The sequence below is a fragment of the Mesorhizobium sp. CO1-1-8 genome (assembly GCF_020164875.1).
In the GTDB taxonomy this organism is placed as follows: Bacteria; Pseudomonadota; Alphaproteobacteria; order Rhizobiales; family Rhizobiaceae; genus Mesorhizobium.
The window spans coordinates 330,449-344,415 of sequence record NZ_JAIUGZ010000003.1; the positions used below are offsets into that span (position 1 = coordinate 330,449).

The following is a 13,967-nucleotide window of genomic DNA, read 5'->3' on the forward strand; positions in this document are numbered from 1 at the left end:
TCTAAAGTGAGGCTCCGGGCGTCCAGCATTGGTTTCTTCTTATACCATTATCGTTTTGGAAACAGACTGTCGCCATTTGAATGCATCCGGCGTTTGCGTTGCTTTTTCAGTGGATTTCCGGCGTGTGACAAGGGGCCGAACGCTGAAACGGGAAGCTGCATTGTCGAGCAGGCATCGACGGGCGGGTTGACAGATCGCGCCACAATGGCATTAAAAGAAGACCATTCGCCGCTCCCGCCGGGGGCCCACTGAGCTTGCAAACCAACCGGGGCTGAACAGATGCGTTTTGAGGGTCGTATTGCCATCGTCACCGGAGGCGGCGGCGGGATAGGTCTTGCCACAGCACTGAAGCTACTCGCCGAGGGGGCCTCGGTAGGAGTGATCGACGTGAAGCCCCGTCCTGCAGCGTACGAACAGTACGGAGATAAAGCGCACTACATGGTGGGAGATCTTTCGGACGAGACCGTCATCAAACAGTTCGTGGATGACATTGCCGCCCGGTTCGGGCCACCAAATTATCTCGCCAACATTGCCGGAATAGCAATGTTTGGAAAAGACGGCTCCGTCGTCGACATGGAGCTTGAACATTACCGCAAAACGATCGCCATCAACCTTGATGGCGTCATTCACATGATCCGGGCGGTGGTGCCCTATATGCGACAGACCAAGCCTTCCTCAATGGTACATGTGGCAAGCGTCGTGGGAACGCGTACAATGGACAACGCTATGAAGGACGGGCCTTTGGATGGCTATCAACTCTCCAAGGCCGGCGTTATCGCTTTGTCGCGCAGCTTGGCAATCGATCTGGGCAAGCATGGGATCCGGTCCAACACGGTCTCGCCGGGCGCAATTTGGACGCCGCTGACCGACGCTATCTATGCAGATCCCGCAAGGGTCGAGGCCATGGCCAACCGCACCCCTCTCCATCGGGTCGGCACTCCCGATGATGTTGCATCGGCATGTTTGTACCTGCTCTCCGACGATGCCGATTTTGTCACCGGTGTCGACCTTCCGGTCGACGGCGGATTGCTTGCAAAACTCGTCTGAGACCGGGCCTGGTTTTATCGGGCTAGCGATACGCTTCGGGTCGGTCGCGCAAAGCATCGGACCCGAGTTTGCAGGTCGATTCATGGAGAAGCGCATCTGAGTTGCCGATCTCCCGATCGGCCGCCTTATCCCATATGGCGGTTACAAGCTCGAAGACGCGAGCAGTGCGGAGGAGCGCGTGTTGCCTCGATCGTGAACCCGGTGTCCCGCCGAAGTTTGGAAGGGCGGCATTGCTTTTATTTTTCCTCGTCGAAACCCCAGACTGGGATAAACTTGTCAAGTGCGTCTATGTAGATCGCGCCGGCCGTTTCTGGCTGAACGCGGCGACCCGGAGGCGAATGCCCTCAATGGGTCGGCACCCTAAAGCCAGGAAGCGCGGATGCTGGCCTGCAACGACCGCAGCCTCAGCCAGCGTCAGCCAGCGCGAGCATACGCTCCCGCTGGCCTACCTTAGGCACTGCGCCCGATTTCCGACCTCAGCGCAGGCGAGCGATCAGTAGGGCGGCAAAACACAATCGGGGGATTCAGGAAGGGTCTGACCTCCATCGACGACAAGTCCCTGCCCGGTGATGAAACTGCTCTTCTCCGACGCAAAGAACAAAGCCGCTTCCGCAATATCTTCGGGGGTGCCGAGGCGGTGCATCGGGACCAATTGCTTCGAGCTTTCGATGAAGGCTTCCCCCAGGCCCTTGAGTGCTTCGGTTTCAATGACCCCGGGCAAAACCGCGTTCACGGTAATGCCATCCCGAGCCAGTTCGACGGCTGCGGCGCGCATGAAACCAAGCATCGCAGCTTTGCTGGCGCTGTAGTGGGTAAGCCCGGGAAAGCCCGTCACCGGCCCGGTAATGGATGACGTCAGAATGATCCTTCCGGCCTTACTGGCCTTCAAATACGGCAGCAGCGCCTTCACGCAAAGGAATGCTCCCTTGCTGTTGGTATTGTTCACCAGGTCCCAGTCTTCCGGCGTCAGGTCCTGGATGTTTGCAGACGGGTAGATACCGGCATTGCAGCAAAGGATGTCGCAACCACCAAAGACTTTAACGACGGCCGCAGCCATGTCCTGAACTGAAGCCGGATCCGAGACATCGGCGGAGACCGCGATGGCATCTGCGCCTTCCGAGCGCAGCGACGAAACCACCCTTTCAAGCCGATCTGCGCTTCGCGCGACCATTGCCAGCTTTGCACCTTCGGCCGCGAAGCGGCGGCTGAGCCCGAGACCGATGCCGGTGCTGGCACCGGTGACGATCACAGTCTTGCCTTTCAGCGTATTTCCCATTGTTCTATTCCTCCTCAAATTCGCATCGTTGAAAGCAGCCCAGCGCCCTGAAGGGGCTTCTTGCTGGTTCTCCAATTTGCCATTAGACGGTGTCAAAATACCGCTCCAATTCGAAGCGACTAATGTTCGCCTTTTGCCAGGCGCACCAATGTTCCCATTCGACATCGCGCGACCTGGCGTAGTGATCAACAAATTCCTCTCCCATATATTCACGGCAAAAGGCCGAGTTCCGAAACCGTTCGGTTGCGTCCGGGAGGGTGTCGGGCAGACGCTCTGATGCCGTATCGGCGCTGGGGTTGCCCACACTCGCCGGCATCGGTTTCAATTTTTTCTCGATCCCATAATGACCACCGGCCAGCATGGCGGCGATGGCAAGGTAGGTACTCGCATCGGCTCCAGGGATGCGATGTTCGACCCGGCAGGCACTTTCGGAAGGATACCTGATGACCCTTAGCGCCGCGCAGCGATTGTCGTAGCCCCACGAAACGTTCTCAGGCGCCCAAGCCTTGTGATCGATCCGACGGTAGGAGTTGATGACCGGGCGAAAGAGCGCGATGCAGTCGCCCATCGTGGTCAACATGCCGGCCATGTATTGCCTGGCAATTTCTGAGATATCCCCAGACCGGGGGTCGTAGAAAAGGTTCTTGCCTTCGCGCCAGAGGCTTTGATGGACATGACCGCCGCTTCCAGACTGTTTGGCGTCCCACTTCGCCATGAATGTGACGACCAGACCGCGTTCCTTGCAGAGTTCCCGCAGATAGGTTTTCGCGCGCAACGCATTGTCTGCCGCCCGCAGCGCACTTTCGGGCGCCAACGCGAACTCCACGGCGCCGTTTCCAAGTTCGGTATGAAAAACCTCGATGATGATGCCCACGCCTTTCATGCGGCGGATAAACTCCGCGGCCAGGTCGCGAAGCTCATTGGCCTCGGTCAGGCGATAGGCATGATGCATGCGGCCGAGCGGCGCCATCTTGTGATGAGCGCCCTGTGCAATCAGCTCAACGTCGGCATGTAGGATAAAGCATTCGAACTCCACGCCGAACTTGGCTTCGTATCCGGCGCTGGCGACGCGTTTTTCAATGGCCCTCAAAACACTGCGTGGAGAGAGGGGATACGGTCTGCCGTCAAGGTGCTCCACATCGTAAAGCACCGCCGCCTGTTTGGTCCGCCAAGGCAACACTATCGCGGTATCTGGGTCTGGAACCCCGATGACATCGGGGAATCCGTTTTCATAAGACGAATATTCGGACATCCAGACATCGTCGGCGGGCGTGAACTGATACACGATTGTACACACACCGCCCTTCGACGTGGGTTTGATCTTCTCAGCCGCGTAGAACTTCCCCCGAAGGCCACCGTTCAGGTCAGGCAGTTCCATTTGTACAATGTCTACGCCCTGCTTCACCAGCGCCGATAGCTTGTCCTGTTGATCCGCTGCGTTCATTCCTGTCCTCCGTCACAGCCCAGCGAGAGCGATGGAACTTAGCCCCCTACCATCACTGGCTTTTTCCCATGCTTCCAAGCAGCGCTCGAACCCGAACGTTTTTCCCGACGCGCGCTATGGTGGCGCCTTTCGATGATCAGCAATTGGCCCTTACCCGGTCTGGCCGGGGATCGCGTTCGCACGGGCTCGCTCCTCCAGGCCCAGTCAAGCGGGCGCAGACGGTTGGCGCGCTATGTCCGCCGGGCCAGGTTGTTAGATCATCGACATTGCGATCGACCAATCGCCTGATCTCGCTTAGCCCTTGGCGGCGGGCGTAGCGCCGATATTTCCCCACTGGCCGGCTCACCTTGTCATTTCGTTATCTGGCTTATATTGGCTCAGTGTTTAGACCATTGTGTCGCATGTCAAGTCCAATTTCAAAAACGCCCTTTGCCTTGTCACAGCAAGGCTACGCTATGAGCGGATCCCTTATTTGGATGGCGCGGCCAAAGATTCACGCACCTTGATCCCCAGGTCAGACGGTGTAACGCCAGAGAGCCCCGAGGGCTCAGGTCGAGCACCGAAACCGTGAACAGTCTGTCGCCGCTGCGGCATGAGGAGCATACCGCCTCCCGCTACTCATTTGTTTTCCTTAGCGTTTTTGCAATTTCAGCCGGCACGAGCGGGGCTGGTCATTCACCTGCCGCCAAAATAAACGAGTTGACGAGGACCGGTCTATTGGCTTGATATTTAGACCATTATCGCGGCCGACAGGCGAGTACACTGACGGCGCCTTGGGCAGGGCACGCCTGGATTTCGTTGCAAGAAATCGACTTGCGGCGGTCAGGCAACCTTGCCGCACCAACCTTGCTGCCGGGCAGATCATAGGAGCCGATCATGCATCGATGAAGGTACAGCGGGCCGCCGATCCACAAGGCTCGCAGCCTGGTGACGTCGCAGCCAACTCGGCCCGGGTAGGAACTGACGTCACAATGCGCAGGATGCAGCAGCCCATCTGGCTGCGCCTGAGTGCCGACAGGTTGATGGCGACCTGCACAGATTTGGAGTGCTCAGCCACGAGACAACCCGCAATGCCGCTGTGTGCCTTCAACGAGGAGACATGCGTGAAGGCCCTGCTCAGCCCCGCCGATTCCCGCGTCCTCGGCACCCTCGTCATCTAAGCGGGTCGGCGCCCCAACATCCAGAGACTTTGAATCGCCGTATCCAAAGGCCCCGAGCGGGGCTCGTATCCGCGGTAATGCCATTCCAGCCAGGAGCCTTTGACATGACCGATGCCCAGACGCCTTACAAGCCGCCGAAGGTCTGGAAATGGGACAAGGGCAACGGTGGTGAATTTGCTTCGGTCAATCGGCCGATTGCCGGCGCTACCCATGACCGAGACTTGCCGATCGGCAAGCATCCGTTCCAACTCTATTCGCTCGCAACGCCCAATGGCCAAAAGGTGACGATCATGCTCGAGGAGCTGCTCGCCCTGGGCCATGCCGGCGCCGAGTACGATGCTTGGCTGATTAAGATCCTGGAAGGCGATCAATTCGGATCTGGCTTCGTTGAGGTGAACCCGAACTCGAAGATCCCAGCGCTGATGGATCGCAGCGGGCCGACGCCAATTCGCATCTTCGAGTCGGGCTCGATCCTGCTCCATCTGGCCGAGAAGTTCAGTGCCTTCATTCCAACGACGCGGGAAGGCCGCGCCGAGTGCCTTTCCTGGCTGTTCTGGCAGATGGGGAGCGTGCCCTTTGTCGGCGGTGGCTTTGGTCATTTCTATTTCTACGCACCAGTGAAGCTCGAATACGCCATCGATCGGTTTTCCATGGAGACCAAGCGTCAGATGGACGTGCTCGATCGCCGCCTCAGGGACAACGAATTCCTTGCCGGCAAGGATTACACCATCGCCGATATTGCCGCCTGGCCGTGGTATGGCGGACTGATGAACGGGCTGTTCTATGACGATGCGGCGACCTTTCTTGGGCTGGAAAGCTACAAGAATGTGCGACGGTGGGTGGACGCGGTCGGCGCGCGCCCCGCAGTCAAGCGCGGCCGCATCGTCAACCGCATCAGCGGGGAACCGGCCGACCAGCTTCACGAGCGCCACGACGCGGCCGATTTCTCTTCGAAAACGCAAGATGAGTTGCAGGCAAAAATCATTGCGACCTGAACTCATCAGCTCGCCGCGCATCCGATCGCGGCCGAAGAGCTGGTGATGATGTACGATCCTAGCCTCCGGCATGTCGCGAAAAAATTCTCGCGTATACTGAGTTTTTGGTTGCCCACGACCTATGGTCTGTTAATCCTACCATAGGCATCGAGGACGAGAGTGCCCTCGAGCCGTTCATGATTGGAATGGGCGCTCTCCCTTACCCAACAATGCGGTGCGCTTACCAATTGTGCGGGGGCGCATCCGTGCCATGAACTGACAACCAATCCCTTTTAAGAAGGAGGAATGCCAATGGCCATTTCGTCTCAAGCTTATAATCGCCGGGCGCTAGAAAAGCCGGTTGCCTTCTCGCAGGCTGTTCGCGCAGGCGATTTTCTGTTCATATCGGGCTGCGTGAGCTGGGACATGGAGGGTAACGTGCTGCACCCGCACGATTTCCCGAAGCAGGTCGAGACAGTCTATGCCGACATCGATGCCACGCTGAAGGCCAATGGCATGGATGCGAGCCATATCGTCAAGGAAACCGTCTACACACGCGACATGGACGGAATGGTCGCGGCCAACCCGAAGCGGGTGGAATACTACAAGGACGTCACGCCGCCGGCGTCAACATGGATTGAGATCAAGAGGCTTGTGCATCCGGACATGTTCCTGGAAGTCGAAATCACCGCTTACAAGGGAAGCTGAGGCAGCTGCCGGCTGCCCGCTTCGTCAGGACAGCCGGCCCAACTCAGAACAGCTGGCTCGGTCCCCCCGAAGAATTTTGGCCCGCGTGGTCGCGCTCACTGCCTGACCCCGGACCAGCCCCTTATTGAGAAGCAGACGCCTTGCGGCGCGCGCTCTTCTTGGCCGGGACGGAGATTTGCTTTTTCCTTGTTCGTCTGGATTTTGGCAGGAGGTTGTGGAGGGAAGCGCGGGTTGCTTCGATGTGCAATCGCATGGTCTGGGCGGCGAGTTCTGGGTTGCGGTCCTTGATGGCCTGGTAGATTGCTTCGTGATGATCATTGGCGTTGTCTTCCAGTCGGGTGAAGACCTTGCCGATGGGCAAGAACATGGCGGCGCGGGACTCCTCGATCGCGGCCATGAGGAACTTGTTGGACGAGGCCTCGGCGATCGCCAGATGGAATTCGGAGTCGCGTGACAAGAACATCGCGATGTTTTCGGTGACGGCGCGGGTTTGGGGGGTGGAACAAAGGTCGGCCATGATCTGCAGGGCCTTTGACATCCGGTCGAGATGCTTCTTGGTTCGGCGCGTTGCGGCTAGTGAGGCTGCCAGGCACTCATTGGCCACGCGGAATTCGAACACGCTGTCGATCAGCTCGTGCTGCGATTCCAGATAGACCTCGATCTCGGCCGGCCTGAGGCGGCCCTGGCCAAGGACGGTGAGGCCGCCGGCCGCGCCGCGCTTGACCGTGATCAGCCCCTCGCCTTCCAATACCCTGAGCGCCTCGCGGATGGTGGTGCGCGAGACCAGCATCTGGCTTGCAAGCTCCCGCTCCGGAGGCAGCTTGTCGCCGGGGATGAAGCGGCCAAGGAAGATGGCGCGCCGCAACTGCTCGACGACCAGATCGTATGTGGCGCTGGCACGGATCGAGTTGATCAGGGGTTCGGAGGGATCACCGAAAAACAGAGACTTCACGTTGGTTCCTGTCGCCATTGCTCGAATCACCAGGCCGACGGGCGGTCCGACCAATGGTCAGACAAATATACTCTGCAAACCCCGGACAAATAAAGCCCCATGCGGGCGCCGGCGCGGGCGCGAATCGGGCGGCCTAAAAAAGCTGCACGGCGATAGACTTCCGGCTGTCATTGTCCTATGGTCTATAAATTATACCTTAGACCGAGGAGAAAGCGGTGACATCTGGGGCTTACGCAAAACTCGACACCGATGCTCGCATCGCCATCATCGGGTCCGGTTTTAGCGGCCTGGCCGCGGCAATTGCCCTCAAGAAGAAGGGCATCAACAACTTTGTCATCTTCGAGCAAGAGGCCGGTTTGGGCGGCACCTGGTGGAATAACCGCTACCCAGGCGCCGAGGTCGACCTGGAATCACACATCTATTCCTTCTCCTTCGAGCGCTACGACTGGACCAGGACCCACGCCAGCTGGGCCGAGCTTTTGACCTACCTCAACCACGTGGCGCGCAAATGGGGTCTGATCAGCCATTTGAGGTTCAACGAGAAGGTCGAGGCCGTCACTTGGTCTGACGAGCGCAAGGAATATGCGATCGCCACCTCATCCAAGGCTGACCATGGCGCCTTTCGCGCCGTCATCAGCGCGGTCGGCTTCCTGAACATCCCCCTGCTGCCGCCATTTGCCAGGAGAGAGAGCGACTTCAAGGGCGTGCAATGCCACACGTCGCGATGGCCAAAGGGGCTGTCGATGGCGGGCAAGCGGGTTGGCATTCTGGGCACAGGCTCTTCGGCCGTCCAGGTCATCCACGAGGCCGCGCTCGAGGCGGCCTCCGTCAAGATCTTCCAGAAGGAAGCCAACTGGATCCTGCCCAAGGACAGCAGGGATTTTACCGCCAGCGAGCGCTTCATGCACAAGTTCGCGCCCATCTACTGGTGGAAGCGCTTCTGGCTCTATTATGGCTATGACACGCGCCAGTTCCGCGCCAGCCATGCCCGCAAAGACGGCCGCGTCAACAAGCGGCGGGCTGCGGCATCGCTCGCCTATCTGCAGAACTCGCTTGCCGACCGGCCAGATCTCCTCAAGCTCGCGACCCCTGACTTCCCCTTCGAGGCCCGCCGCACGGTCATCAGCGACACCTATTACGATGATCTGAAGAACCCGAAGGTCGAGCTGGTGCCCTACGGCGCGGCCAAGCTCAGTGCCGCCGGCATCATCGACGAGGGCGGCCATGAGCACCCCCTCGACATAATCATCTATGCCACCGGCTTTGACGCGGCCAACTATCTGGCCGGCATGAAGGTCGCCGGCGAGCACGGCATCGACCTGCATGAAAAATGGGCCGGCGAGCCCGAAGCGCTGCTCGGCCTCATGGTGCCGGGCTTCCCCAACTTCTTCATGATGTATGGACCCAATACCAACGCCATTCCCCTGGTCACCTTCTACCAGGCCCAAGCGAACTTCTGCGCCTCGCTCATCTCAACCATGCTCAAGACCAGGCGCCGCACCATCAAGGTCGACGCCGCCGCCTTCCGCCGCTTCAACCAGAAGATCCAGGCCGCTCTCGCAAAAACCGTCTGGGGCTCGACAACCAGCTACTTCCAGGCAAGCACCGGAAAAATCGTCGCCCAGTGGCCCCACAGCGCAACCGAATACATCCTCGCTACCAAGGCCGCCAGGAAAAACGCCGTCAAAATCGAATGAGGCGCCAAGAGCCCAGCTTGAAACAAAGCACAAAGCATCCAAGCCATGGCGGGAATGGAACGCGACGGTGGCATCTCGCAAGCCGCGGTGGAACGGGGTAAGGCGTCTGCGCTCTCGTCGGCCGAGTGATCGCTAGCTGAACGCGCGCAATCACTGGGTCAAGGACAGGCATGCGCTGGAAGCTGGATAGCCGCGCACGTTCAGGCACCTGCGCCGTCCAATCGCGCGAAATTCCACTCAATGTAACGGTTTTCGCCGAAAATAATTGTTGACGAACCGCGATTCATTGGCATGATGTTTAGACCATTAAGACTACCGGCAAGCGAGCTTCTGCAACCGGCGCCTCTACGCGTGGTGTGGGATTGGGAAGTTTGTCGCGAGTGATCCGACCCTCGCTATCGGGTAGTCTTGTGGCCCGGCATTTCGTGCCGTCAGATCACAGGGAGCCGATGATGTCGCCGATACCCAAGGATCGCGAAACTCGCGAAAGACTGATCCGCATGCATGCCGAATGCGTCGCTTCGATGAAGGGGGTAGCCGGCTGCGCCATTGTCAAGGCCGGAAAGCCTGGCGACGTCACCGAGATCTCGGGCGGCATGCTCAACGACGACCTGTTGCGCCGGGTCCTGATCTATATGTGGTCCCAGCCGGCGCCAGACAAGCTCGTCGTCATCTGTACAAAGACCGAGAAGGAGTGGCGGATTGCCCGCCTTCCTCATGTAAAGGGCCAGCCTCCGCGTTTCATCGATGACCGCGTATTCAGCGATGAACATACCCCCCAGCACGAGATCTTCGTGATGCGCATCAACGAAATGGCCGCAGCCAACGCTGCGGCAGCATGAGCCCCGAGAAGACGAAGCCTCGGCCGAAACCGAGCTTGGGAACACAAAGGCTGCGCTGTCAGCCGTAGAGTTGGGATTTGATCATGAAACTTTGTGGTTATGCGGACAAGTTCGGCGTCAGCCCGGGGGAGGCGATCCAGTTTTACGTCAATTGCGACGGGCCCAGGCAGTATCGCGCCGAGATTGTGGAGATGGTCCACGGAGACACCAACCCGCGAGGTCCTGGCGTCATCGAGCGCCCGCTTTCGAGCGATATCGAGGGCACATATGCTGGTCGCTCGCAGGCGGTCCATAGCGGCTCCTATTGCGTCATTCCCTACTTCCCCGCCATGGATGTCGGCAGCTTCACCTTGCAGTGCTGGATCTGGCCGACGATCCCGGTGACCGATGCCAGTTACTGGCGCCATGGCGAGCAGACCATCATCGCCCGCTATGGCGCGGGCAAGGGCTTTGGCCTTTTCATTGACGCGTCGGGGCGCCTGGCGCTCAAGGTCAATGGCGAGGTGCTGACTGCCCCCCATCCGATCCGCGATCACGCCTGGCACTTCGTTGCCGCAAGCTTCGATGCCCAAACGGGCGAGGCCACCCTCTACCATGAGCCGGAGCTTCGCTATGCGCTTGATCCGGCGCCAGCCCAAAACGGCACGACCTTCAAGACGCGCCCCGATGCTAGCAGGCTTCCATTGATGTTCGGTGCGCACGCGGCCTCCGACGCTTCCGGCGTCATTGCCGATGAGCGTTTTCCTTACGGTGTGCGCGGCGCGGGGCTGTTCAACGGCAAGATCGAGCGGCCGATGCTTTCCAGTCGAGCGCTCTCGCGCTTCGAGATCGAGCAGATGAAGGTTGGAGCCTCGGGGGCAAGCAGCGAGCGCCGCTTTGCCGGCCCTTCCGGCAACCTGTCGGATGCTCTGGTTGGCTGCTGGAATTTCGCGCGCGAGATCTCATCCCACACGATCATCGACGAGGGTCCTTTCCGCCTCGACGGTGTGACCGTCAATGGCCCCGCCCGGGCGCTGACCGGCCACAACTGGACAGGCACGGTCTTCGACTGGACCAAGGCCCCCGAGCAGTACGGAGCTATCCATTTCCACGATGATGACCTAGACGACGCCCGCTGGACGGTTGACTTCGCCTGGAGGGTGCCGCCCGAAACCAAGAGCCGGTCCTATGCGGTGAAGTTGACCACCAAGGATGGCGATGAAGATTATATTCCGTTCTGGGTGGTGCCGCATCTGGAAGACGTCAAGGCCAAGATCGGGGTGCTCATCCCGACGACCTCCTATATGGCCTACGCCAACGAGCATCTGGCCACCAACGCAGGTGGCGCCGAATTGCTGATCTACCGCACACCCATCCTGCAGGAAGGCAACATCTTCCTGAGCCAGCATCGTGAGTATGGCGGCTCGCAATATGATACCCACACCGACGGCAGCGGCATGTCGCTGTCGACACGCTTGCGCCCCATTCTCAACATGCGGCCCAAGTTCAAATCCTTCACGGCGCAAGGGCCTTGGTGCTACAACGCCGACCTGCATCTGATCTACTGGCTCGACCGCATGGGCTATGACTATGAGGTCTTCACGGACGAGGACCTCACTTACGACGGGCTCAAGCGGCTTTGGCGCTATAATGTCGTGCTCACCGGCTCTCACCCCGAACATGTAGGCGGCACGCTTCTCGACGCCTTGAACAGCTACACCGAACGCGGCGGCCGGCTCATGTATTTTGGTGCTGACGGCTGGTACTGGGTCCAGACCTTCCTGCCGGGCTATGAGGACAAGGGCCGCGGCGTCGTAGCCGAACTGCGGCGCTGCGAATCCGGCATTCGCACGTGGAAGGCCGATCCTGGTGAATATTACCACCAAAGCACTGGCGAGCTCGGTGGCATGTGGCGCTTTCGCGGCCGCTTCCTGCACACCGTCGCCGGCACCGGTATGTCGGCGCAGGGCTTCGACATCTCGACCTACTTCACCCGCACGCCCGACAGTCTCGATCCTCGTGTGGCCTGGGCGTTCGAGGGCATTGCCTATGATGAGAAGATCGGGAATTTCGGCCTGGAAGGCGGCGGCGCGGCAGGGCTCGAAGTCGATATCGTTGACACCATGCTCGGCTCGCCGCCACACATCCTGACTGTCGCCACCTCGGCAGGTCGGCACACCGACTCCTATCTCCTGGTGATGGAAGATTATGGCACCAGCCAGCAGGGCATTGACGGCACTCAGCACCCGCGTGTGCGCGCCGACATGGCCTACCATGAGACGCCCAATGGTGGTGCCTGCTTCGCCTTCAGCTCGATCGCCTATATTGGCGCCCTGCCCTGGAACGAGGGCGATAACAATGTCTCGCGCCTTACCAAGAACGTGCTCGATCGGTTCGCCAAGGACGGTCCGCTGCCGCCTCCGCCCGAGAGCGCTATTGTCCTAAGAGGTCGGGCCGACTACGCGGTAAGCCAAAGCGTGCCTGACTAAATGCCACTGAGGGCCGGCTCGCCATGCCAAGTCTGAAGCTCGATTCCGTGGCCATCTCGAGAGCCGAAGCGCGTCTGCTTTGGCCTCATCGCTGGGTTTATGTCGCGCTTTCGACGGAGCTTGCCGAGCCTGGCCAGATCCTGCCGTTCACCTTGCCGGACGTCGGCGTCCATCTTGAGCGGATGGCTGATGGGACAGTGGAAGCGCGTCTCAACCGCGCGCAACAGGGCGGCTGCTCAGTCATCCCCCAGCAATGCCATGGCGGCGCGCAGGTTCGTTGTCCGCAAATGGCCTGCGCTTTCAGCCGTGATAGCCTGCCCGTCATCACCGCGACGACGCCGGGTCTGGAAAGATTGCATTTCCAGTTCAAGGGCGATCGGCCCGAGCTTCTTCCTTTGATTGACGTGCGTGAGCAAGGCGGAGTGATCGCCGTGCGTGTGCTTCCCACCGGTCCCGGCGCCGACGGCGATCAGAGGGAGCTGCGGCCGGACCTACTCGATTTCGCCAGCGAGCGGAGTTCGTGGTGGCACGAGATCCCCGAAAACTGGAAGGTTGTCGCACACCATCTGAATGCCGCGACCGAATGCGTTTCGGAATCGATGGTTGTCGTCGGACCTGCCTTGTTCCACTCCCCAAACGCAATCACCCTTCGGGGCGACGGCTGGGGCGGCTTTGTCATTCTCCAGCCGCTCGCACACAAGCTGACACGCTGCCGCATCTCACTGCTTGCGGCGCCGGCGGCCGCGGCCGAGGCTCACCGGCTGGTACTGGTTTCGATCGTCAGCAAAGCCCAACGCGCAGCGCTCTTGGATGGGATCCGTCTTTCCCATGCGGGCCTGGACGACGTCGATGAGCCGGCGTGTCTCATGCGTGAACCGGGCCGGTCTCTGTTTGGAACGAGTTCTGAGTTGGGCGGGGCTTTAGCGATGATCGGCCACAATGGCTATCGTCTCAATCCGCGGTTCGGTTTCGCAGGAGGCTGAATTTTGTACAGCGTCCAGCAATTGCTTTTTGACTGCATGGGCTATCTCAAGGAATTCTCGGCTGAGAAAGCCGTATGGCAAATTGGTGCGATAGGTCCGGACAATCCTGCCCATGACCAGAATAGAAGCCGCTATGATGTTTGGCTCCATCGCCCGGCTTTAAGCCCCAAGGCAGCACAGAACGTCGAGCGCCGTCTGGTCGCCCGTTTCGGCCTGTCGCCTATCGAGCCTAAGATGCCTTTGGGACGTTATGTCTTCCTGGGTCGGCTTGCCGACAAACCGCCGCAATGAATGTCCCTCCGCGTGGGGGAAAGGTTGGCAGTTGGCTGCGTAATCTATCACGTTGACTTGGTGGTCCATTGGTCTGACTATAAAACCATAACGTCAATCAACCGCCTGCGGGGATGCAGTGCGGA

Annotated in this window: 11 protein-coding genes; 8 read left to right on the forward strand and 3 right to left on the reverse strand. The window is 59.6% G+C overall.

Annotated elements, in window-relative coordinates; translation table 11 throughout:
* Window positions 1-279: 279 nt before the first annotated feature.
* Window positions 280-1,047 carry an SDR family NAD(P)-dependent oxidoreductase gene (locus LB558_RS07925; RefSeq protein WP_224697030.1) on the forward strand — a complete coding sequence of 256 codons (768 nt, stop codon included), beginning with the start codon at window positions 280-282 and terminating at the stop codon, window positions 1,045-1,047.
* Between the two features lie 493 nt (window positions 1,048-1,540).
* Here the strand turns inward: LB558_RS07925 and fabG are convergent, their stop codons facing one another.
* Window positions 1,541-2,323 (reverse strand): 3-oxoacyl-ACP reductase FabG, encoded by a 783-nt coding sequence (fabG, locus tag LB558_RS07930; RefSeq protein WP_224697031.1) that lies wholly within the window; start codon window positions 2,321-2,323, stop codon window positions 1,541-1,543.
* 82 nt (window positions 2,324-2,405) lie between these two features.
* On the reverse strand, window positions 2,406-3,767 hold the full coding sequence (locus tag LB558_RS07935; RefSeq protein ID WP_224697032.1) for a glutamine synthetase family protein: 1,362 nt from the start codon (window positions 3,765-3,767) through the stop codon (window positions 2,406-2,408).
* Window positions 3,768-5,031: 1,264 nt separating this feature from the next.
* Here LB558_RS07935 and yghU point away from each other — a divergent pair.
* Window positions 5,032-5,922 (forward strand): glutathione-dependent disulfide-bond oxidoreductase, encoded by an 891-nt coding sequence (gene yghU / locus LB558_RS07940; protein WP_224697212.1) that lies wholly within the window; start codon window positions 5,032-5,034, stop codon window positions 5,920-5,922.
* Window positions 5,923-6,213: 291 nt separating this feature from the next.
* Complete coding sequence (locus LB558_RS07945) at window positions 6,214-6,609, forward strand: RidA family protein (RefSeq protein WP_224697033.1); 396 nt, start codon at window positions 6,214-6,216, stop codon at window positions 6,607-6,609.
* 121 nt (window positions 6,610-6,730) lie between these two features.
* On the opposite strand, the gene LB558_RS07950 is transcribed toward LB558_RS07945, so the two are convergent.
* Window positions 6,731-7,561 (reverse strand): FadR/GntR family transcriptional regulator, encoded by an 831-nt coding sequence (locus LB558_RS07950; RefSeq protein WP_224697034.1) that lies wholly within the window; start codon window positions 7,559-7,561, stop codon window positions 6,731-6,733.
* A gap of 215 nt (window positions 7,562-7,776) precedes the next feature.
* Between LB558_RS07950 and LB558_RS07955 the strand changes: the two genes are divergently transcribed.
* The 5 genes from LB558_RS07955 (at window position 7,777) to LB558_RS07975 (ending at window position 13,842) form a co-directional block, all read left to right on the forward strand.
* Complete coding sequence (locus LB558_RS07955) at window positions 7,777-9,258, forward strand: flavin-containing monooxygenase (protein WP_224697024.1); 1,482 nt, start codon at window positions 7,777-7,779, stop codon at window positions 9,256-9,258.
* Window positions 9,259-9,710: 452 nt separating this feature from the next.
* Window positions 9,711-10,100: a N,N-dimethylformamidase, small subunit gene (locus tag LB558_RS07960; protein WP_224697035.1), complete on the forward strand. Its 390-nt coding sequence runs from the start codon at window positions 9,711-9,713 to the stop codon at window positions 10,098-10,100.
* Window positions 10,101-10,183: 83 nt separating this feature from the next.
* Window positions 10,184-12,568 (forward strand): LamG domain-containing protein, encoded by a 2,385-nt coding sequence (locus LB558_RS07965; protein WP_224697036.1) that lies wholly within the window; start codon window positions 10,184-10,186, stop codon window positions 12,566-12,568.
* A 23-nt stretch (window positions 12,569-12,591) separates the two neighbouring features.
* Entirely contained in the window at window positions 12,592-13,551 is a 960-nt protein-coding gene (locus LB558_RS07970; RefSeq protein ID WP_224697037.1) for a hypothetical protein, read from the forward strand.
* Window positions 13,552-13,554: 3 nt separating this feature from the next.
* Entirely contained in the window at window positions 13,555-13,842 is a 288-nt protein-coding gene (locus LB558_RS07975; protein ID WP_224697038.1) for a hypothetical protein, read from the forward strand.
* Window positions 13,843-13,967: the final 125 nt, after the last annotated feature.

Bases quoted from the DNA above. Each gene is read 5' to 3' on its own strand.
- LB558_RS07970 (WP_224697037.1), top strand. From the start codon at position 12,592: ATGCCAAGTCTGAAGCTCGATTCCGTGGCCATCTCGAGAGCCGAAGCG.
- LB558_RS07925 (WP_224697030.1), top strand. From the start codon at position 280: ATGCGTTTTGAGGGTCGTATTGCCATCGTCACCGGAGGCGGCGGCGGG.
- fabG (WP_224697031.1), bottom strand. From the start codon at position 2,323: ATGGGAAATACGCTGAAAGGCAAGACTGTGATCGTCACCGGTGCCAGC.
- LB558_RS07960 (WP_224697035.1), top strand. From the start codon at position 9,711: ATGTCGCCGATACCCAAGGATCGCGAAACTCGCGAAAGACTGATCCGC.
- LB558_RS07965 (WP_224697036.1), top strand. From the start codon at position 10,184: ATGAAACTTTGTGGTTATGCGGACAAGTTCGGCGTCAGCCCGGGGGAG.
- LB558_RS07945 (WP_224697033.1), top strand. From the start codon at position 6,214: ATGGCCATTTCGTCTCAAGCTTATAATCGCCGGGCGCTAGAAAAGCCG.
- yghU (WP_224697212.1), top strand. From the start codon at position 5,032: ATGACCGATGCCCAGACGCCTTACAAGCCGCCGAAGGTCTGGAAATGG.
- LB558_RS07935 (WP_224697032.1), bottom strand. From the start codon at position 3,767: ATGAACGCAGCGGATCAACAGGACAAGCTATCGGCGCTGGTGAAGCAG.